The organism is Streptomyces sp. P9-2B-2 (assembly GCF_030406865.1).
GTDB lineage: Bacteria > Actinomycetota > Actinomycetes > Streptomycetales > Streptomycetaceae > Streptomyces > Streptomyces platensis.
The window spans coordinates 8,553,165-8,571,977 of record NZ_CP129126.1; the positions used below are offsets into that span (position 1 = coordinate 8,553,165).

19 protein-coding genes are annotated in these 18,813 nt (G+C 72.6%); 15 read left to right on the forward strand and 4 right to left on the reverse strand.

Annotated features, from left to right (window positions below):
• Positions 1-130: 130 nt before the first annotated feature.
• The 10 genes from sigK to tgmB all read left to right on the forward strand — a co-directional run bounded on the left by sigK (position 131) and on the right by tgmB (position 9,245).
• Complete coding sequence (gene sigK, locus QT196_RS37645; RefSeq protein WP_085926039.1) at positions 131-718, forward strand: ECF RNA polymerase sigma factor SigK; 588 nt, start codon at positions 131-133, stop codon at positions 716-718.
• A complete protein-coding gene (locus tag QT196_RS37650) occupies positions 715-1,461 on the forward strand; it encodes an anti-sigma factor (RefSeq protein ID WP_168483139.1) in 747 nt (248 codons plus the stop codon). The genes sigK and QT196_RS37650 overlap by 4 nt, the downstream gene beginning before the upstream one ends.
• Positions 1,462-1,679: 218 nt before the next feature.
• Complete coding sequence (locus QT196_RS37655; RefSeq protein ID WP_168483140.1) at positions 1,680-2,951, forward strand: FAD-dependent oxidoreductase; 1,272 nt, start codon at positions 1,680-1,682, stop codon at positions 2,949-2,951.
• The gene (locus QT196_RS37660; RefSeq protein ID WP_290356536.1) at positions 2,948-3,715 is read left to right on the forward strand and encodes a DUF1365 domain-containing protein; all 768 of its coding nucleotides are present in this window, start codon (positions 2,948-2,950) and stop codon (positions 3,713-3,715) included. The genes QT196_RS37655 and QT196_RS37660 overlap by 4 nt, the downstream gene beginning before the upstream one ends.
• Positions 3,712-5,028, forward strand: a complete 1,317-nt coding sequence (locus QT196_RS37665) for a cyclopropane-fatty-acyl-phospholipid synthase family protein (protein WP_290356537.1) — start codon at positions 3,712-3,714, stop codon at positions 5,026-5,028. The genes QT196_RS37660 and QT196_RS37665 overlap by 4 nt, the downstream gene beginning before the upstream one ends.
• Positions 5,025-6,320, forward strand: coding sequence for a cyclopropane-fatty-acyl-phospholipid synthase family protein (locus QT196_RS37670; RefSeq protein WP_290356538.1), 1,296 nt, complete (start codon positions 5,025-5,027; stop codon positions 6,318-6,320). The genes QT196_RS37665 and QT196_RS37670 overlap by 4 nt, the downstream gene beginning before the upstream one ends.
• Entirely contained in the window at positions 6,317-7,144 is an 828-nt protein-coding gene (locus QT196_RS37675) for a DUF1295 domain-containing protein (RefSeq protein WP_266736984.1), read from the forward strand. Before QT196_RS37670 ends, QT196_RS37675 begins: the two co-directional genes overlap by 4 nt.
• The gene (locus QT196_RS37680) at positions 7,141-7,851 is read left to right on the forward strand and encodes an alpha/beta fold hydrolase (RefSeq protein WP_168483148.1); all 711 of its coding nucleotides are present in this window, start codon (positions 7,141-7,143) and stop codon (positions 7,849-7,851) included. The genes QT196_RS37675 and QT196_RS37680 overlap by 4 nt, the downstream gene beginning before the upstream one ends.
• Positions 7,852-8,126: 275 nt before the next feature.
• A complete protein-coding gene (tgmA, locus tag QT196_RS37685) occupies positions 8,127-8,318 on the forward strand; it encodes a putative ATP-grasp-modified RiPP (protein WP_026169961.1) in 192 nt (63 codons plus the stop codon).
• A 3-nt stretch (positions 8,319-8,321) separates the two neighbouring features.
• Positions 8,322-9,245 (forward strand): ATP-grasp ribosomal peptide maturase, encoded by a 924-nt coding sequence (gene tgmB / locus QT196_RS37690; protein WP_168483150.1) that lies wholly within the window; start codon positions 8,322-8,324, stop codon positions 9,243-9,245.
• Positions 9,246-9,290: 45 nt separating this feature from the next.
• Here the strand turns inward: tgmB and QT196_RS37695 are convergent, their stop codons facing one another.
• The 3 genes from QT196_RS37695 to QT196_RS37705 all read right to left on the reverse strand — a co-directional run bounded on the left by QT196_RS37695 (position 9,291) and on the right by QT196_RS37705 (position 11,949).
• Positions 9,291-9,812, reverse strand: a complete 522-nt coding sequence (locus QT196_RS37695; RefSeq protein WP_248001525.1) for a hypothetical protein — start codon at positions 9,810-9,812, stop codon at positions 9,291-9,293.
• Between the two features lie 131 nt (positions 9,813-9,943).
• On the reverse strand, positions 9,944-11,299 hold the full coding sequence (locus tag QT196_RS37700) for an acyl-CoA dehydrogenase family protein (RefSeq protein ID WP_290356540.1): 1,356 nt from the start codon (positions 11,297-11,299) through the stop codon (positions 9,944-9,946).
• Between the two features lie 191 nt (positions 11,300-11,490).
• On the reverse strand, positions 11,491-11,949 hold the full coding sequence (locus QT196_RS37705) for an Rrf2 family transcriptional regulator (protein ID WP_290356541.1): 459 nt from the start codon (positions 11,947-11,949) through the stop codon (positions 11,491-11,493).
• A gap of 177 nt (positions 11,950-12,126) precedes the next feature.
• On the opposite strand from QT196_RS37705, the gene QT196_RS37710 reads away from it, so the two are divergent.
• Genes QT196_RS37710 through QT196_RS37725 form a run of 4 tightly spaced genes read left to right on the forward strand, consistent with a single transcriptional unit; the run spans position 12,127 to position 16,606 of the window.
• Positions 12,127-12,663: a (2Fe-2S)-binding protein gene (locus QT196_RS37710; protein ID WP_168483153.1), complete on the forward strand. Its 537-nt coding sequence runs from the start codon at positions 12,127-12,129 to the stop codon at positions 12,661-12,663.
• A 1-nt stretch (position 12,664) separates the two neighbouring features.
• Positions 12,665-13,663 carry a xanthine dehydrogenase family protein subunit M gene (locus QT196_RS37715; RefSeq protein ID WP_168483155.1) on the forward strand — a complete coding sequence of 333 codons (999 nt, stop codon included), beginning with the start codon at positions 12,665-12,667 and terminating at the stop codon, positions 13,661-13,663.
• Entirely contained in the window at positions 13,660-15,909 is a 2,250-nt protein-coding gene (locus tag QT196_RS37720) for a xanthine dehydrogenase family protein molybdopterin-binding subunit (protein WP_266736996.1), read from the forward strand. The genes QT196_RS37715 and QT196_RS37720 overlap by 4 nt, the downstream gene beginning before the upstream one ends.
• Positions 15,910-15,946: 37 nt before the next feature.
• Entirely contained in the window at positions 15,947-16,606 is a 660-nt protein-coding gene (locus QT196_RS37725) for an NAD(P)H-dependent oxidoreductase (RefSeq protein WP_168483159.1), read from the forward strand.
• Positions 16,607-16,753: 147 nt separating this feature from the next.
• Here the strand turns inward: QT196_RS37725 and QT196_RS37730 are convergent, their stop codons facing one another.
• Positions 16,754-17,011: a WhiB family transcriptional regulator gene (locus QT196_RS37730; protein WP_168483161.1), complete on the reverse strand. Its 258-nt coding sequence runs from the start codon at positions 17,009-17,011 to the stop codon at positions 16,754-16,756.
• 341 nt (positions 17,012-17,352) lie between these two features.
• Here QT196_RS37730 and QT196_RS37735 point away from each other — a divergent pair, with 341 nt between their 5' ends.
• Positions 17,353-18,681: a serine hydrolase domain-containing protein gene (locus tag QT196_RS37735; protein ID WP_290356543.1), complete on the forward strand. Its 1,329-nt coding sequence runs from the start codon at positions 17,353-17,355 to the stop codon at positions 18,679-18,681.
• Positions 18,682-18,813 lie beyond the last annotated feature (132 nt).

Sequence of the window (18,813 nt, forward strand, 5' to 3'; positions counted from 1 at the left end):
CCGGGGGCGGGTGGTGGCCGCCGCCCCGGGTGCGGCCACTTGGCGGCCGTCCGCAAGAATCCTCTCCCGACCAATCCGGGTGCCGCCCGGCGCCGAATCACTCGTGACCACGTCACGTCCGGAGGTGTCCATGCCCGTCGCAGCCCGCGGCGACCGATCCCCCGCACCGCATACCGGTGCCCTGGAATCCCTGCTCACCCGCGTCTCCCGCGGCGACCAGTACGCGTTCGAGCAGCTCTACACGGCGGTGGCCGGCTCCGTACTGGGCCTGGTGCGCCGGGTGGTACGGGATCCGGCGCAGTCCGAGGAGGTCGCCCAGGAGGTGCTGATCGAGGTATGGCGGTCCGCGGCCCGCTTCGACGCACGGCAGGGCAGTGCCATGGCCTGGATCATGACACTGGCGCACCGCCGCGCGGTGGACCGGGTGCGCTCCGTCCAGGCGGCGGCCGACCGCGACCACCGGGCCGGCATGGGTGCCTACACCGCGCCCTTCGACGAGGTCAGCGAGCAGGTCGAGCGGCGGCTGGAGCGGGAGCAGGTGCGCCGCTGCCTCCAGCAACTCACCGATCTGCAGCGGGAGTCGGTGACGCTCGCCTATTACCGCGGCTACACCTACCGGGAGACCGCCGATCTGTTGGGCGCCGCGCTGGGCACGGTCAAGACACGACTGCGGGACGGACTCATCCGGCTCCGCGACTGCCTGGGGGTGTCGGCATGAGCACCGTCGATCTGCACACACTGACCGGCGCCTACGCACTGGGCGCGCTGTCCGAGCAGGAGTCCGCCGAGTTCACCCGCCATCTGGCGCAGTGCCCGGCCTGCTACCAGGAAGTGCGCGAACTCCAGGAAACCGCGGCCCGGCTCGCGCTGGCCGTGGCCGAGGTGCCCCCGGCCGGACTGCGCACCCGGGTGATGGCCGCCCTGCCCGAGGTCAGGCAGCTGCCGCCGAGGGGGCGCCACGCGACCGTGGTCCCACTGCGCCGCGGTATGCGGCACCGGCTGCCGTACCTCGCGGCCGCCGCCTGTCTGGTCGTCGCCGCGCTCGCCGGCGGGCTGGCCGTCCAAGCGCAGACCGAGGCCGACGAGCAGCGGGACCGCAGCGTCCGCGCCGAGCAGCAGGCCGCCGCGGTCAGCGCCCTGATGACCGCCCCGGACGCCACCTTCCACACCACCGCGCTCAAGGGCGGCGGCAGCGGAACGGTCGTCGCCTCCCAGCGGAGGGGCCAGACCGCCTTCCTCTACCACGGCCTGCCGGCGCTGTCCGGTCAGCGGGTGTACGAACTCTGGTACAGCCGCAACGGCGCGATGGAGCCCGCCGGACTCGTGCGGACCGGCAGCACCTCCGGCGCGATGCTGCTGACCGGCGGCCCCCAGGGCGCGGACGGCGTCGGCGTCACGGCGGAACCCCAGGGCGGCTCCAGCCGGCCCACCACCGCACCGCTGGCCGTCCTCCGGCTGTGACCTCCGGCCCCCACCGGATCTGACCCCGGCCGCCGGCCCCACCACGGGCCGGCGGCCGGCTCGTTCCGCCCCGGCGCGCGGAGCCCACCGCACCGCCGCCCGCCGGGCATTGCGGTCCGGAACACATCCCGACCAATCCGCGCCGCCCCGGGCGCCGAATCCCTCGATGAGCGGGCCGCCGCACCCCGAACGCGGCCCGCGCCGAGGCGAGGAGGCAGATGACCGTGGAGCGTCGACAAATCGCTGTGGTGGGCGGCGGAGTGGCGGGACTCACCGCCGCCTACGTACTTCAACAGGGCGGCTGTGAGGTGTCGCTGTACGAGGCGGAGGACCGGCTCGGCGGCCACGCCCACACCCACGACAGGTCCTCGGCGGACGGCCGGGTCCTACGGATCGACACCGGCTTCATCGTCCACAACGAGCGCACCTACCCGCTGCTGCTGCGGCTGTTCCGCGAACTCGGGGTGGCCACCCAGGACTCCGAGATGAGCATGTCCGTACGGTGCGAGGGCTGCGGCCTGGAGTACGCCGGTGCCCGCGGGCCGGCCGGACTCTTCGCCCGGCCGAGCAGCGCCCTGCGCGGCCGCTATCTGCGGATGCTGACCGAGATCCGGGCCTTCCACCGCGCCGCGCGCACCACGCTCGCCACCGACCGCGGTGACACCCTGACCCTCGGCCGGTTCCTCACCCGCTGCGGCTTCTCCCGGTACTTCGTCACCCACTTCGTCACGCCGCTGGTCTCCGCGGTGTGGTCCTGCGCCCCCACCACCGCCATGCAGTACCCGGCCGTCTACCTCTTCCGCTTCCTCGCGCACCACGGTCTGCTGTCGGTCGGCGGCTCACCCCGGTGGAAGACGGTCACCGGCGGCTCGGTGGAGTACGTCAGCCGGATCGGCAAACAGCTCCCGGCCGTCCACACCGGCACTCCGGTCCGTGCCGTGCACCGCGCACCCGACCGCGCCCGGATCGTCACCGAGGACGGCACCGAGCGGAGCTTCGACGCGGTGGTGGTGGCCGTCCACCCGGACCAGGCGCTGCGGATACTCGCCGACCCCACCGCCGACGAACGGCAGATCCTGGGCGCGTTCCGCTACTCACGCAACCCCACCGTGCTGCACAGCGACACCGCGCTGCTGCCCCGGGCCCGCGGCGCCCGCGCCTCGTGGAACTACCTGATGGCCTCCTGCACCACCCCGGCGGACGAGGTGCGGGTCAGCTACCACATGAACCGTCTGCAACGGCTGGACACCCCAGAGGACTTCATCGTCACCCTCAACGCCACCGACCGCATCGACAGCGACCGGGTCCTGGCGCGGATGGTGTACGAACACCCCCTCTACACCCCGGAGTCGGTCGCCGCCCAGCAGCGGCTGCCGCAGCTGAACACGGCGGTCACCGCCTTCGCCGGGGCCTACCACGGCTGGGGCTTCCACGAGGACGGCTGCCGCTCCGGCGTCCACGCGGCCGCGGCCCTGGGCGTGCGCTGGTGACCCCCGGCACGACCGCACCGGCCGCCGGCCCCGCCACCCACACCCCCGCCCTCTACGCGTGCCTGGTCTCCCACGCCCGCACGGCGCCGCTGCGGTACTCCCTGCGCCACCGCACCTACCTGTGGCTGATCGACCTCGACCATCCGCCGCGGCTGCCCGCCGTGCTGCGGCCGCTGGCCCGGTTCGATGCCCGCGACCACTTCGGCGGCACCGCACCGTCGATCCGGGCCGGACTGGAACGGTTCCTGACCAGCCGGGGCGTACGGCTGGACGGCGGGCGGGTGCTGATGCTCGCGCACGCCCGCGTCTTGGGCCATGTCTTCAACCCGCTGACGCTGTACTGGTGCCACGACCGGCACAGCGTGCCCGTCTGCGTCGTCGCCGAGGTGCACAACACCTACGGCGAGCGCCACTGCTACCTGCTGCACACCGACGCACAGGGCCGCGCCGAGGTCGCCAAGGACTTCTATGTCTCGCCGTTCTTCCCGGTCGACGGCGCCTACCGGATGCGGCTGCCCGCACCGGCCGGCCGGCTCGACCTGACCGTACAGCTGCGCCGCGGCGCCGCCCGGCCGTTCACCGCGACCGTACGCGGCACCCGACAGCCCGCGACCGCCGGACGGCTGCTGGCCGCGGCGCTGCGCCATCCCTGGTCCACGGCCGCCGTCTCCCTCGGCATCCGACGGCACGGCATCGCCCTGTTCCTGCGCCGGCTGCCCATCCGGCCCCGTCCCCACCACCGCATCCAGGAAGGCATGAAGTGAAGACTTCCGTCTCGGACCGCACCGAATCCGCCGCCGTCGTCCCGGCCGCCGCTCCCACGCCGGCCCACCCGAGGGTGGACGCGGCCACCTGGCCCGATGTGATGCGCGGCCCGCGCGGCTCGGCGGCGCGCACCGCCGTGACCCGGCTGCTCGTCCAACGGGCGCTGGCCGCCCTGCCGTTGCGGATCGCCCTCGGCGACGCCCCCGTCACGGGTGCCGAGGGGCCGCTGGTGCGGGTGCACGACCCGGAGGCGTTCTTCCGGCGGATCGGTACCGACGGGCTGATCGGCTTCGGCGAGTCCTATATGGCGGGGGAGTGGGAGGCGGACGACCTGGTCGGCGCGCTGACCGTCCTCGCCGCCCACCTCACCTCGCTGGTACCCCCGCCGCTTCAGCGGCTGCGCGGCGCCTGGGCGCGCCGCCGCCCGAGCGCACAGCGCAACACCCTGGAGGGCGCCCGGCAGAACATCCACCGGCACTACGACCTGTCGAACGACCTGTTCGCGCTCTTCCTGGACCCGACCATGACGTACTCCTCGGCCGTCTTCCGGCAGGGTCCCGCTGTGTGGGGCGACCTGGCCGACGCCCAGCACCGCAAGATCGACCGGCTGCTGGACCTGGCCGGTGTCGGCGACGGCACCCAGCTGCTGGAAATCGGCACCGGCTGGGGCGAACTGGCCCTGCGCGCCGCCGCCCGGGGCGCCCGCGTCGTCTCGGTGACCCTGTCACAGGAGCAGCGCGACCTCGCCCTCGCACGTATCGCGCAGGCCGGCCACGCGGACCGGGTCTCGGTCGAGCTGTGTGACTACCGGCAGGTGACCGGCCGTTACGACGCCGTGGTGAGCGTGGAGATGATCGAGGCCGTCGGCGAGGACTACTGGCCCGTCTACTTCGACACCCTGGAACGCCTGCTGCGTCCGGGCGGCCGGATCGCCCTCCAGGCGATCACCATGCCGCACGCACGGATGCTCGCCACCCGCACGACCTACACCTGGATCCACAAATACATCTTCCCCGGCGGCCTCATCCCCTCCGCCGAGGCCATCGCGCAGCACGCGGCAGCCGCCGGCCTGCGGGTGCGGGAGAACGACGGCTACGGCGGCCACTACGCCGAAACCCTGCGGCTGTGGCGTGAGCGCTTCACCCAACGGGCCGCCGAGGTCGGCACATTGGGCTTCGACCCGGTGTTCCGCCGGATGTGGGAGTTCTATCTCGCCTACTCCGAGGCCGGATTCCGCGCCGGCTACCTGGACGTCCGCCAACTGCTCCTCACCCGGGCCGCCATGACGGCACCGGACGGAGGCCCCCGGTGACGCGGGTCGCGGACCGTCTCGCCGCACTGCTCGCCGACCGGTTCGCGGGGAGTCTGCCGGTGCGGCTGCGGGCCTGGGACGGCAGCGAGACCGGCCCGCCGGACGCACCGGTGGTGATCCTGCGCTCAAGCCGGGCGCTGCGCCGCCTGCTCTGGCAGCCCGGTGAACTCGGACTGGCACAGGCCTACATCGCGGGCGATCTCGACGTCGACGGCGATCTGGCCGACGGCCTGAGCAGAGCCTGGCGCTCGCTGCGCGCGGCCGGCCCGGCCACCACCCCGCCCGGCCCGCTCCGGCTGACCGGCATGGCCCTCACCGCACTGCGACTCGGCGCAGTGGGACCGCGCCCGCCCGCGCCCGGCGTCCCCCGGGCCCGGCTGCGGGGCACCCCGCACAGCAGCGCCCGCGACCGCGCCGCCATCAGCCACCACTACGACCTCTCCAACGACTGGTACGCGCTGCTGCTGGACGAATCCATGGCCTACTCCTGCGGCTACTGGACCCGCCCCGACGACCCGTCCTACGGGCTCGCCGACGCCCAGCGGGACAAGCTGGCACTGATCTGCCGCAAGCTGGGCCTGCGCCCGGGTGCCCGCCTCCTGGACATCGGCTGCGGCTGGGGGAGCCTGTCGCTGTACGCGGCCCACGAGTTCGGGGCCCGGGTCACCGCGGTCACGCTCTCCAGCGAGCAGCACGCCTTCGTCACCGACCGGATCGGGGAACAGGGCCTGGGCGACCTGGTCGAGGTCGAACTGCGGCACTACCGGCAGATCAGGGGCGGCGGCTATGACGCGGTGTGCGCCATCGAGATGGGTGAGCATGTGGGCGACGCCCAGTACCCGGCGTTCGCCGCCCGGCTGCACGCGCTGCTGCGGCCCCAGGGGCGGGCGCTGATCCAGCAGATGTCACGGGGCACCGCCGCGCCCGGTGGCGGCGCGTTCATCGAGTCCTACATCGCCCCCGACATGCATATGCGCCCGCGGGGCGAGACCGTCGGCCTGCTGGAAACCGGCGGCCTGGAGGTGCGGTCCGTCGAAGCGCTGCGGGAACACTACGCATGGACCATCGCCGCCTGGTACCGCACCCTGGAGGCCCGCTGGGCGGAGTTCGTGGCGCTCGCGGGCGAACCGACCGCCCGGGTGTGGCGGCTGTATCTGGCCGGCAGCGGACTCGCGTTCACCGAGCGCCGGATGGGCGTCGACCAGATCCTCGCAGTCCGCCCCACCCCGGCAGGAGAGGCGGCGATGCCGCCGACACCGGAGGGCTGGTCCGTAGGAGGAGTCCGGCGGTGACCGGCTTCCCCTGGGCGCCGTTCGCCGTCAACCTCGCGGTGGCTGCCGGGACGGCGGGCGCCGTCATGCTCCTCACCTTCGCCGTCGCCAGGGCCAAGGGCGTGCACCGGCTCGTGGACATCGCCTGGGGAGCGGCGTTCGCCGCGGTGGCCCTGGCCGGCTACGGGCTGTCCGCCGGCCACGGCGACGACGGGCGGCGGCTCCTGGTCACCGGGGCCACGGTCCTGTGGGGGCTGCGGCTGTCCGCCCATATCGCCCGGCGCGGCCGCGGGCACGGCGAGGACCCCCGCTATGACCGCCTGCTCGCCCGGGCCCCCGGCAGCCGCGACGCCTACGCCCTGCGCATGGTCTATCTGCTCCAGGCCGCCCTGGTGTGGCTGATCTCCCTGCCGGTGCAGGTGGCGCAGTACGTACCGGTGCCGCTGGGCGCGAGCGCCGTCGCCGGCACACTGCTGTGGGCGGCCGGCTTCGTCTGCGAGAGCGTCGGGGACTTCCAGCTCGCCCGGTTCAAGGCCGATCCGGCGAACCGCGGCCGGATCATGGACCGCGGATTGTGGAGCTGGACCCGGCACCCCAACTACTTCGGCGACTTCCTGGTGTGGTGGGGTCTCTTCCTGCTCGCCTGCGGCAACGGGCAGACCGCCGCGCTGGCCGTGGTCTCCCCGCTGGTGATGTCCTTGCTGCTGACGTACGGCAGTGGTAAACGGCTGCTGGAGAACCAGCTGTCCGACCGCCCCGGCTACGCCGCGTACCGTGCCCGCACCAGCGGTTTCGTCCCGCTGCCACCCCGTCGGCACCCCCACCCGGAGGACCCACGCGCATGACGACAGGACCGGCCCGGCCCACCGCCCCCGACAGCGGCGCACGGGGCGTCCCGCACCGGCCGCTGGTGATCCACCGCGGCCCGGACACCCCGCGGGCGGCGGTGCTCCTGCTGCACGGCGGGCGGGCGGACGGTCTCGGCCCGCCGCCGCGGCTCAACCTCCCGGCGCTGCGGATGCGGCCCTTCCGCTCGGCGGTGTCCCGGGCCCCGCGCGGGCGGGAGCTGCTTCTGGCGTCCGTGCGCTACCGCTGCCGGGGCTGGAACGGACCGCGCGCGGACGCCGCCCGGGACGCCCGGCAGGCCCTCGACGAGCTGGCCGCACACGCCGCGGATCTCCCGGTCGTGCTCGTCGGCCACTCCATGGGCGGCCGGGCCGCCCTGCTCACCGGCGGCCATCCGGCGGTCCGTGGCGTCGTCGCCCTCGCCCCGTGGTGCCCGCCCGGCGAACCCGTCGCCCATCTGCGGGACCGGACCGTGGTGCTGCTGCACGACGCGGATGACCGGGTCACCGACGCCGAGGGTTCCTGGCTGCTGGCCGACCGCGCCCGGCAGGCGGGTGCCCGGGCCCATACGGTCGCCATGCCACGCGGCGGTCACACCATGCTGCGTGACGCGTCTCACTGGCATCGGACGACCGTGGACCTCGTCACCGCCCTTCTGGACGGCACCCCGGTGCCCCACGCGGTCGGCGGGGTGCACCCGGAGTAGCGCCCCGAACGGGTACACCGTTCTTTGACGGCCGGTCAGCCTCGCCCGCCAGGGCGGGGCCTGACGCGTTTTTGGGTCCTCTTGCCTACTCGGTGACACATGACGGAGACAGTGCGTACGTGCTCGCCGCTTTTCAGTCAAGTAGAACGCTGGAAACGAGCAAATGAGGCAACTAACTGACCAGATTGTCGCGTCTTCCGTGCAGAGTCATAAGTAGGGGCTTTCCACCCCTGCCCCGCGCCAGGGGCTCGGAAACCGGTCTTTGAGGAGATGGAATGCGACCGTTTGCGTTGAGCTACGCCCGTCCGGCGGCGAAGTCATCGACCAGTACGCCGTACAGCTACGACGCCACGCGGCAACTCAACGTCCTCCCGGACGGACGCCCGGCCACCTGCAGCCGGGCGGTACTGCTGGCGACCGGCACCACCGCCTCCACCGCCGGTTCCAAGACCCACTTCGACGACTGAGCCATGACCGTCCTGGTCCTGACCTGCGAGGAAGATTTGACGGCGGACATCGTGGTGGCGACGTTGCAGGACCTCGGTGTCCCGCTCGTCCGCCTCGACCCCGCCGACCTGCCCGGCAGGGTCTCCCTGTCGGCGGAGTACGCCGAGAACGACTTCCACGGATATCTCAAATCCGGCGAACGCATGGTGAGCCTGGGCAGCCTGCGTTCGGTATGGGTGCGCCGGCCCGGTACCCCCGGGGCCCGCACCGCGGAACAGTCCGCCTGGATCGCGGCCGAGGCCGAACAGGCGCTCTACGGCATGCTGACCAGCACCCAGGCGCGCTGGATGAACCATCCCGTCGCGGCCGCGCAGGCGCGCTACAAGCCCTGGCAGCTCCGGCTCGCCCACCGCAGCGGCTTCCTCGTGCCCGCCACGCTGCTCACCACGTTCCCGGCGATGGCCCGGCAGTTCGCCGCCGCCCACCGGGACCTGGTGGTGAAATCGGTGAGCGGAAAGCACCCCGGAGACCCTCCGATGGTGCTGCCCACCACCCGGATCAGCCCGGACACCGACTTCTCCGGGGTGGCAGCCGGGCCGACCCTGCTCCAGCAGCACATCCCCAAGGAGGCGGACATCCGGCTGACGTGTGTCGGTGAGCATCTCTTCGCCGCCCGTAAGAAAGCCGATCCGGAGGAGGTCGACAGCCGCTTCACCCACCAGGGCACCTGGGAGCCCGTCGAGGTGCCCGACGCCGTCCAGCAGGCCGTGAATTCCTATATGAGTGCTGCGCAACTTGCCTACGGTGCTTTTGATTTCGCCGAAGACCCGGACGGCGCCTGGTGGTTCCTCGAATGCAACCAGGGCGGCCAGTTCGGCTTCATCCAGTTGGAGACCGACCAGCCCATCGCCCAGGCCATCGCCACCTGGCTCGCCGTGGAGCCCTGAGACCGGAGCGGCGGACGGCACACCCCGTATCCCCGCCGCTTCCGGCTAATGGATCAACACGTTCGCGAGCACGATGAGCAGCCCGATCAGCACATCCACCCCACCCACCCGAAGGGATGCCGCCCAGCGCCGGCCCGCCACCCGGGCCGCCCAGATCCCCCAGCCGAACAGTGCCACCGTATTGACGGTCAGGGCGACATCGATCGCGCCCTCCTCGCCCCACCAGCCCCAGTAGGAGCCGAGCAGCGCGGCGATGGTGGGCACCATCGCGGCCACCAGCGGCCATTCGGTCACGATGGAACGCAGCGCGCTCGCGGTGACCTTTCTGTCGCCGCTCGTCCGGTGCGAGATGGAGTGCGCATAGCCGTGTGCAGCCGCCGACGCCACGGCCGTCACCGCCACCCACAGCGTGTCGTGGCCGGGGTCCGCCGGGGTGCCCTCGTTACCCAGCGCGGCGGCCAGCGCGCTGGCCAGCACCGATCCGTACACCCCGCCGAACAGCATGCGCTGGAGCTGTTCCGCTCGTCTGTCGAGCCGCTGTAGGGGTACGCTGCGGCTTTCTGACAAGGCGCCACCTCACAGGACCGACGGGCTTCCCCGCTTCGGGATGAACATCCGAGATGTAGCAGCCCCCGGCGCCGATCCGTCCGAAGCTGCGCCGACGGCACCGGCGATTCCCTCCGCGCGGCGCGCCCCGGTCAGTCGTGCAGGGTCAGCGGCGGATGCGTCCCGTTCAGATAGTGGTCACCGATGTCGCGGAGCCGGGTGGTGGGGGAGGCCCGCGCTGTCAAGACGCGGGCGTTGCGCCAGAACCTGTCGAAACCCAGAGGGTCGGCAGCGGAGGTGGCGCCCTGGGTGAGTTCCATGACGCGGGTGGTCAGACGCATCGCGGCGCGGCTGGTGACGGCCTCGGCGGCGGCGACCAGCACCGCGATCTCGGCCCGCTGGTCGACCCCGAGCTCCGGGCCCGCGAGGAGCCCCCGCGCCAGAGCCTCCGACGCCGACTCGACCACGGTCGCGGCGGTATGGGTGTCGGTCACCAACTCCCCGTACGCGAGCAGGAGATAGGGGTCCGCGCCCGGCCGCTCCGCGTACCCGCCCTCGTCCCGCCCGTCGTCCGGCCGCTCGCGCGCTCCGGCTCTGGTGATGTCCCGTGCCTCCGCCAGCGCTCCTTCGGCGATGCCCAGACCGACATGGACGAGGGCGAGCCGGAGCGCCAGCGGGGCGAGCGTGGCGAACGGCGCGAGGGCGTGCTCATCGCGCGGGACGGCGCCGAGTACCTGGTCCGCGGCGACCGGGACGCCGTCGAAGCTGATCCGGCCGGCCGCGGTGAGCCGCTGGCCGAGGCGGTCGTGCTCGGGGACGGCCGCCACGCCGGGGTGGGCCGGATCGACGCAGACCACGAGGGACTCGTCCGTATCGGTGCGCACCGCGCCGAGCATCAGCCGGTCGGCGACGGTCACGCCCGCGGCGAACGACCGGCATCCGTGGAGGAGGTAACCGCCCCCGGCCGGGGTGAGGGTGAGCCCGTGCCCGGTCTCCGGCTCGGTGTCCGGGAGGTCGATGCCGCCGCCCCAGAGCCACTGCTCCGCGCTCGCCCGGAGTTCGAGCTCGTCGGCCCGTTCCGGTGTGCCGAAGAACCGTGCGCTCCACGCCAACACATAGTGCCGGCCCAGCAGTTCGCCGATGGAACCGTCCGCCGCCGCGATCTCCCGGATGACCGCGCAGGCGGTGCGCCAGCCGGTGCCCCGCCCGGCGGGGCCGGGGGGCGTCAGCAGCGCCGGCAGACCGGCCTCGCGCAGCCGGGCGAGCTCGTCGAACGGGGGCTTGCCGGCCCGGTCGCGGACCAGGGCGTCGACCGCGAGGTCATCGGCGACCTCCCGGGTGACACGCAGCCAGATCTCGTCGTCGGCACAGGACGTGACCTGCGGGGAAGCGGGGCGGGCGGGGGACTTCTCCGGCATGGTGACCTGTCCCGTCCGGTCGGTCGCGTCCGGTGCGGGCGGGCTGATCAGGCCACCGGCCGACGGGACGGAACGCATCGGTGCGCGCACGCCCACCTCCTGGCTTCCCTAGTTTTCCCACTGGATTGGTAGGGAAGAGGATCGCTTCCGGGCCGGGGACGGATCAAGGGGCGTTCAAGGGGTGGACAAGTGCGTCTTGCTATCCGGGACATGACCCATGACCCGGGAGGGCGCTCCGGTCGTACCGCGCCCCGGACGCGCCTCGCGCCGACCGACACCACTCAGGGATTCGTCCAGGACTCGGGGTTCTCGGTCAGCTCCGCGACCTGCGCCGGCAGCTCGGCGGAGGCGACATCGGCCAGGGTCACGCCGTCGAGGATCTCGCGGACGTTCGCCCGCAGGGCGATCCACAGCGGCAGCAGGGACCGGGCGGGACCGGTGTAGGACAGTTCCGGCGGGCGGACGCCGCGGACCGACACCAGCGGTCCGTCCACGACCCGGATGACATCCGCGATGCTGATCGCCTCCGCGGGCCTGGCCAGCCGGTAGCCGCCGTTGCCGCCACGACGGCTCTGCACCAGCCCGCCCCGGCGCATATCGTTCAGGATGCCTTCGAGGAACTTGTGCGGAATGTCCTGGGCCTGGGCGATGGCCTCCGCCTTGAGCGGCCCCGCGTCCCGCGCGTCAGTGAGTTGCAGCGCGGCACGCACGGCATAGTCCGCTCTGGCTGAGATCCGCATGCTCCGCATTATCCCGCAGCGGACGCGGCATCCCGCAGCGGGCCCGGCGCGTGCACGGACGCCCGCCGCCCGGAACACCTCCTGGAACCCTCCGGTCGTCCGGTTGCGAGCCCGGACGACCGGACGGACGCTCGACATACGGCATGGACTCACGGCATCGACTCCGAGGTGAGTGTCATGGCAGACAAAGGCGCGCCGATACCCGTCACCCAGCCTGCCCTTCTGGAGACGCGCGGGCCGGGCAGCGTGAAGGTGGCCCTCGACGTCAACGGCGTCTCCCGGGTCGTACATCTGGAACCACGGGTGAGCCTGCTGGACGCGCTGCGCGAGCAGATGGCCCTCACCGGCTCCAAGAAGGGCTGTGACCAGGGAACCTGTGGGGCGTGCACGGTCTGGGTCGACGGGCGCCGGGTGCTGTCCTGTCTGACCCTGGCCATCAGCTGCGAAGGCCGGGAGGTGACCACCATCGAGGGCCTCGCCGAGGGCGATGAGCTGCACCCGATGCAACGCGCCTTCCTCGAACACGATGCCTTCCAGTGCGGCTACTGCACGCCGGGACAGATCATGTCGGCCGTCGCGCTGCTGAACGAAGGACATGCCGGGACCGACGGGGAGATCGCCGAGTGGATGAGCGGCAACATCTGCCGCTGTGCGGCCTATCCCCTCATCCGCTCCGCCATCCGCGAGGTGCGGGACCGGAAGACAGGACAGTGATGTGCGTGCCATCAGCTACACCCGCGCGACGGACGTGCACAGCGCCGTCGAGGCGGTGACGAGTGACCCCGGCAGTTCCTTTCTCGCGGGCGGCACCACGGAAGTCGATCTGCTGCGGCTGGATGTGCTGCGGCCGCACCGCCTGGTGGACATCAACCGGCTGCCGCTGACCGGTGTCGAGGAGCGTGCCGACGGGGGACTGCTCATCGGGGCGCTGGCCCGGATGAGCGAGGTCGCCGAGCATCCAGCGGTCGTGGAGCGCTTCCCGATGCTGTCCCAGGCACTGCTGCTCGGGGCCTCCGCCCAGTTGCGGCAGATGGCCTCCATGGGCGGGAACCTGATGCAGCGGGTGCGGTGCGCCTACTACCGCGACCCCGAATCGGCCTGCAACAAACGCGTTCCGGGGAGCGGCTGTTCCGCGCTGGAGGGCGTCCACCGCGGTCATGCGATCCTCGGCACCAGCGAGCACTGCATCGCCACCCACCCCTCCGACCTGGCCGTCGCCCTTGTCGCCCTGGACGCCGTGGTGCACGTGGAAGGCATGGACGGCGCCCGCAGCATCCCCGTCGACGACTTCTTCCTGCTCCCCGGGGATACGCCCGAGCGCGAACACCCGCTCACGCCCGGCGAACTCATCACCGCGATCGAGGTGCCCGCGCTCCCCATGGCACGCCGATCGCTGTATCTGAAGGTGCGGGACCGCGAGTCCTACGAGTTCGCCCTCGCCTCCACAGCGGCCGCGCTGGCCCTGGAGGACGGAGTGGTCCGCGAGGTCCGGCTCGCCCTCGGCGGGGTGGCCACCAAGCCGTGGCGCGCCCGCCGGGCCGAGGACGTCCTCATGGGCGAGCGCGCCGACGACGCCGCGTTCACCCGTGCCGCGACCGCCGAACTGGCCCCCGCCACCACCCGGCCGATGAACGCGTTCAAAGCGGAACTCGCCCGGCGGACCCTCGTCCGCGCCCTGCGCACCGTTGCCACGACCGGAGGCGGGACGGCATGACCACCGGCGCCACCCTCGAAGCCATCGGCCGGCCCGTCGATCGCGTCGACGGCCCCGCCAAAGTCACCGGCCACGGCCGCTACTCGGCGGAGATCACGCTGCCCAACACCGCGTACGCCGCCCTGGTCGGCGCCCGTACGGCCAGCGGGCGGATCACCGGCATCCGCACGGACGCCGCGGAGCGCGCCGACGGTGTGCTCGCCGTGCTGACCCACCAGAACCTGCCGAAGATCGCCGGGCACCCCCATCTGCTGCCGTCCCTGGCCGGACATGCCGCCCCGGGCGAGAGCTTCTTCCCGCTTCAGGACGATGTCGTCCACTACTTCGGCCAGCCCGTCGCCGTGGTGATCGCGGACTCGCTCGAACGCGCCCACTTCGCGGCCCGGCAGCTCCATGTCGACTACGACCGGCGTCCGTCCGTCACCACCCTGGACGAGGGCCGGGACCAGGCCTATGAACCCGAGGCGATCTTCGCCGGGTTCGTTCCCGCACGCACGGTGCGCGGCGATGTCGAGGCCGGATTCAAGGCCGCGACCCAACGCCTCGATGCCACCTTCCATTTCGCGGCCAACCACCACAACCCCATCGAGCCATCGGCCACCACAGCCGTCTGGGACGGCGACCGGCTCACCCTCTACGACGCCACCCAGGGCATCGTGGCGACCCAGAACACCGTGGCCGCACTGCTGGGCATCCCGTCGTCCAAGGTGCGGGTCCGGGCGTCGTTCGTCGGCGGCGGATTCGGCTGCAAGGCCATGATCTGGCCGCATGTCACCCTGGCCGCGCTGGCCGCGCGGGAGGTGGGCCGGCCCGTCAAACTGGCGCTCACCCGGGAGCAGATGTTCACCTCCTGCGGCCACCGCGAGGAGCAGGAACAGCGCATCGAACTCGGGGCGACCGACGACGGCCGGCTCACCGCCCTGCGCCACCACAAACTCTCGCTGACCTCGCCCTTCGACGAATGGGCCGAACCCTCGCTCGGCATGGCAGGACAGGCCTACGCCTGCCCCCACTACGAGGGCGTCTACCGGCTGATCCGCAGCAACACCATGACCCCCACCTTCACCCGCGGACCCGGCGAGACCACGGGCATGTACGCCATGGAATGCGTGATGGACGAACTCGCCCACCGCATCGGCGTCGACCCGGTGCAGCTACGGCTGCGCAACCACGCCGAGGCCGACCCGCACACCGGCCACCCCTGGTCGAGCGACGGTGCGCAGGAGTGCTACCGGCGCGGCGCGGCCCGCTTCGACTGGCAGTCGCGCAACCCCGAACCCCGCTCCGAACGGGACGGCAACCGGCTCATCGGCAAAGGCATGGCCACCGCCGGCTACCCCGTGCTCTTCCCCATGCAGCCGCAGCGGGCCCGGGCCCGCCTCTACGCCGACGGCACCGCGGTGGTGCAGGCCGGCACCCAGGAGTTCGGCACCGGAGCGGGCACCGTCATGACCCAGGTCGCCGCCGACGGTCTGGGCATCGCGCTGCGGAACGTCCGGTTCGAGTACGGCGACACCGACCTGCCCAACGTCGCGGCCGCGGTCGGCTCGGCCGGCGCCGGAATGATCAGCGCCGCGGTGTACACGGCCGCCACCACGCTCCGCGACCAGATGATCGAGCAGGCGATCGCCGACCCCAACTCCCCGCTGCACCAGGCGGACCCCGCCACCGTCGTCGTCCGCGAGGGCCGGATGCAGCTCCGGGACCGGCCCGACACCGGCGAGAACTACCGTGCCCTGATGGAGCGTCACTTCATGACCGACCTGGAGGCACTCGGCAGCTGGAGCCCGCCACCGCAGGATCTCCCGTACGGGCTGGCCACCTTCGGCGCGCAGTTCGCCGAGGTCGCCGTCGACCCGGACCTCGGTACGGTCCGGGTGCGCCGCATGGTCGGTGCCTTCGCCCCCGGCCGGGTCCTCAACGCCAAGACGGCCCACAGCCAGGTCGTCGGCGGCATGCTCTGGGGCCTCGGCCAGGCGCTGCTCGAAGGCAGCATGGTCGACCCCCGCGACGGCCGCTGGGCGAACGCGAGCCTCGGTGAGTACCTGGTGCCGGTCAACGCCGACGCCCCCGACGTCGCCGTCGAGTTTGTGGAAGTGCCGGACAGCGTCGTCAACCCGCTCGGCGTCAAGGGCCTCGGCGAAGTCGGCATGGTCGGCGCCGCGGCGGCCATCGCCAACGCCGTCTTCCACGCCACCGGATACCGGGCACGGGAACTGCCGATCAGGATCGAGCACCTGCTGTAGGGGAGACCGCCCCCCCCGGCGACGGAAGGACGTCACCATGCCCACGGACGCACACCCCGGCCCGCTGCGCGTACTCGTGCTCGGCGCCTCGATGCGCACCGGATCGAGCAACGCCCGCCTGGCCTCCCTCGTGGCCGGGATGATGACCGCGGCCGGCGCCACGGTGGATCTCGCCAGGATGCGGGAGTTCGCCATGCCGCTGTACGACGGCGATGTGGAGGAGACGCAGGGGCTGCCGGACGGCGCACTGGCGCTCCGCGACCGGCTGGAGCGGTGCGACGCCTTCGTGCTCTCCTCACCCGAGTACAACGCCTCCGTGCCGGGAGTGGTGAAGAACGCGATCGACTGGGTCTCCCGGGTCCGTCCGCAGCCCTTCAAGACCAAGCACGCGCTGCTCGTCTCCGCCTCCCCGTCCCTGGTCGGCGGCAACCGGGGACTGTGGGCGCTACGGGTTCCGCTGGAACATCTCGGCACCCGCGTCTACCCGGACATGTTCAGCCTGGCCTCGGCCCACCAGGGCTTCACCGAGGACGGGCAGCTGGCCGATCCCGCACTGCAAACGCGCCTGGAGGAGACCGTCACCGCCTTCCTCCGGCTCGTCGAGGCCGATGCGCGCTATGTCTGTCTCCAGCGCCGGTGGTACGAGTTCCCGGGGGACCTCACCGGGGCCCCCGTCACCCAGCGGGCGGAGTGCTGAGCGGACGCCCGACGGCGGCTCGCCTGCTCCTTGCCGGTGCCGTGACCAAGGGGCGGCAGCGGACCTCGTGCCGCCACCGCCCCCTGGCACGTACGGGGACGCCGTACCGGAGTGGCGCCCGTAGGAACGAGTGCCCCCACGGCCTCCCTAGGCGGAGGCAAGCCGAGCCCGGTGCCGAGCGGCCCGGCGCCGCATGGCGCGCCGCTCGTCCTCGCTCATACCGCCCCAGACGCCCGTGTCCTGCCGGGATTCCATCGCCCACTGAAGGCACTGCCCCATCACCGGGCAGCGCCGGCAGACGGCCTTGGCCTCCTCGATCTGGAGCAGCGCGGGACCGGTGTTGCCGACCGGAAAGAACAGTTCCGGGTCCGCTTCGCGGCACACCGCGTCGTGACGCCAGTCCATGAGTAACCTCCGTTCTCCGCGGCGGGGCGCGGTTGATGGTCAGTGCGGCACGGCGTCACCGGGTCGGCCGGCTGCTTCGGCAGCCTCCTTACCCGGACGCCTGCTGTCCTCGCGTGCCCGATCCCGCGCCCACAATGCACCTCCGTCCTCAACGAACACATTTCTCCCCGAATCGATCACATTTCGGCCCGGCGCGGCCACGGCCAGGGACCGCACCCGGCACGCCCCCGAACGGCCTGGAGCAGCCAGGGCGCGTGGTCAAGACACCCTGCGACCAGGTCTCTTGACTCCCGTGAACAACCGTGAACTGATGTGGAGGAGTTGCAACGGGGAGGGGCGACATGCTGGACGGGCTGAGCGAGTTCTGTACCGGGGCGCTGGCGGAGCACGGGTGTCCGTCGGTCTCCGTCGCGGTGGCCGACCGCGGCGAGGTGGTGCACGCCGCCGCCTACGGGACGGCCGATCTCGCCACCGGCCGCCCGGCCACGCCGGACACGGTGTACGGGCTGGCGTCCATCACCAAACCGATGACAGCGACCGCCGTCTGCCACGCGGCCGACGAAGGACTCCTGGACCTGGACGCCCCCGTGCCGCTCCCGGGCGCCGACGGCCATCCGGCTCCCACCGCACGCCAACTGCTCCAGCACCGGGGCGGATTGGGCGCGTACTACGACTGGGACTACGGCGACGGCGAGCGGATGCCCGACCCGGACCGCTACGCCGTGCCCTACCGCGCGCCGGGCACCGGCTTCGGCTACGCCAACCTCGGCTACCGCCTCCTCGGCCGGCTGCTGGAACAGGCCACCGGCCAGGAACTGGGCGCCTGCGTCCGCGAACGGGTCTTCGCGCCGCTCGGGCTCACCGCCTGCGACCTCGCGCGGCTGTACCCGGGCCCGGCACCGTCGGCGCAGCGGTACACGCCCGACGGCCGTGCCTACCCCGACTACGGTTGCAGCCACCCGGGCGCCACCCTCGGCTGGGCCCCGGCCGGTGAGCTGGCGCTCTTCGCCCAGTCCTACGACCGGCTGCTGAAGCCGGAGACCGCGGCGGCCGTACGGCACGCACTGCCGGTCAACGAGCATCTGGGGTACGGGCTCGGCTGGTGCCTGTCCTCAGGTGACGGACCGCTGGTGCAGAGCCACGGCGGTGGCGGGCCCGGCGTGGCCGCGATGGCCGTCGCGATCCCCGAGCGGCAGCTCTCCGTCGCGGTGCTCACCAACTCCACCCACAAGGCGGCCCGTGACGCGATCCTCCGGTGCGTGCTGGATGAACTGGCCCCGGACTGCACCCCCGAGTCGATCACGCCCCTGATCGCCGATCCGGCACGCCCGATGACGCTGCCGGAGGGCGACTGGAGGGGCCGGATCAGCGCACCCGAACGGGACGTGCCGCTCACCCTCCGCGTGCTGCCGGACCGTCAGGTCGCCCTCCGGCTGGACGGCGTGCCCGCCACCGTCCCGGCGACCGCCACGGCGGCCTGGGACCTGCGCGCCTCCTTCCCGCTGCAGCTACCGACCGCCGACGCCCGGATCGGCAGCCCGGAGCTGGGACTGGCCCTCCGGCTCGCCGACGGCACGCTGACCGGAGAGGCCCACGCCTACAAGAACGGCGACACCGAGGGCCGGCTCGGCAACTTCCTGAGCCACCCCTGCACCCTGTCCCCGGCCTGAACGGCCGTCCCCGCAGGGCGCCTCAGCGATTGCGGCTGTAGTGCCCCTTGTGCCGGTGGTGGTGGCCGTCGGCCGGGTTGCTTTGGGTGGCGGGTGGCAGGTGGCGGGTGGTGACTCACCGGTGCGGCGCGG

Excerpts from the sequence above, each read along its gene's own strand:
- QT196_RS37725 (WP_168483159.1), top strand. The coding sequence starts at position 15,947 with ATGCCCACGGACGCACACCCCGGCCCGCTGCGCGTACTCGTGCTCGGC.
- sigK (WP_085926039.1), top strand. The coding sequence starts at position 131 with ATGCCCGTCGCAGCCCGCGGCGACCGATCCCCCGCACCGCATACCGGT.
- QT196_RS37735 (WP_290356543.1), top strand. The coding sequence starts at position 17,353 with ATGCTGGACGGGCTGAGCGAGTTCTGTACCGGGGCGCTGGCGGAGCAC.
- QT196_RS37720 (WP_266736996.1), top strand. The coding sequence starts at position 13,660 with ATGACCACCGGCGCCACCCTCGAAGCCATCGGCCGGCCCGTCGATCGC.
- tgmA (WP_026169961.1), top strand. The coding sequence starts at position 8,127 with ATGCGACCGTTTGCGTTGAGCTACGCCCGTCCGGCGGCGAAGTCATCG.
- QT196_RS37710 (WP_168483153.1), top strand. The coding sequence starts at position 12,127 with ATGGCAGACAAAGGCGCGCCGATACCCGTCACCCAGCCTGCCCTTCTG.
- QT196_RS37680 (WP_168483148.1), top strand. The coding sequence starts at position 7,141 with ATGACGACAGGACCGGCCCGGCCCACCGCCCCCGACAGCGGCGCACGG.
- tgmB (WP_168483150.1), top strand. The coding sequence starts at position 8,322 with ATGACCGTCCTGGTCCTGACCTGCGAGGAAGATTTGACGGCGGACATC.
- QT196_RS37655 (WP_168483140.1), top strand. The coding sequence starts at position 1,680 with ATGACCGTGGAGCGTCGACAAATCGCTGTGGTGGGCGGCGGAGTGGCG.
- QT196_RS37705 (WP_290356541.1), bottom strand. The coding sequence starts at position 11,949 with ATGCGGATCTCAGCCAGAGCGGACTATGCCGTGCGTGCCGCGCTGCAA.
- QT196_RS37650 (WP_168483139.1), top strand. The coding sequence starts at position 715 with ATGAGCACCGTCGATCTGCACACACTGACCGGCGCCTACGCACTGGGC.
- QT196_RS37730 (WP_168483161.1), bottom strand. The coding sequence starts at position 17,011 with ATGGACTGGCGTCACGACGCGGTGTGCCGCGAAGCGGACCCGGAACTG.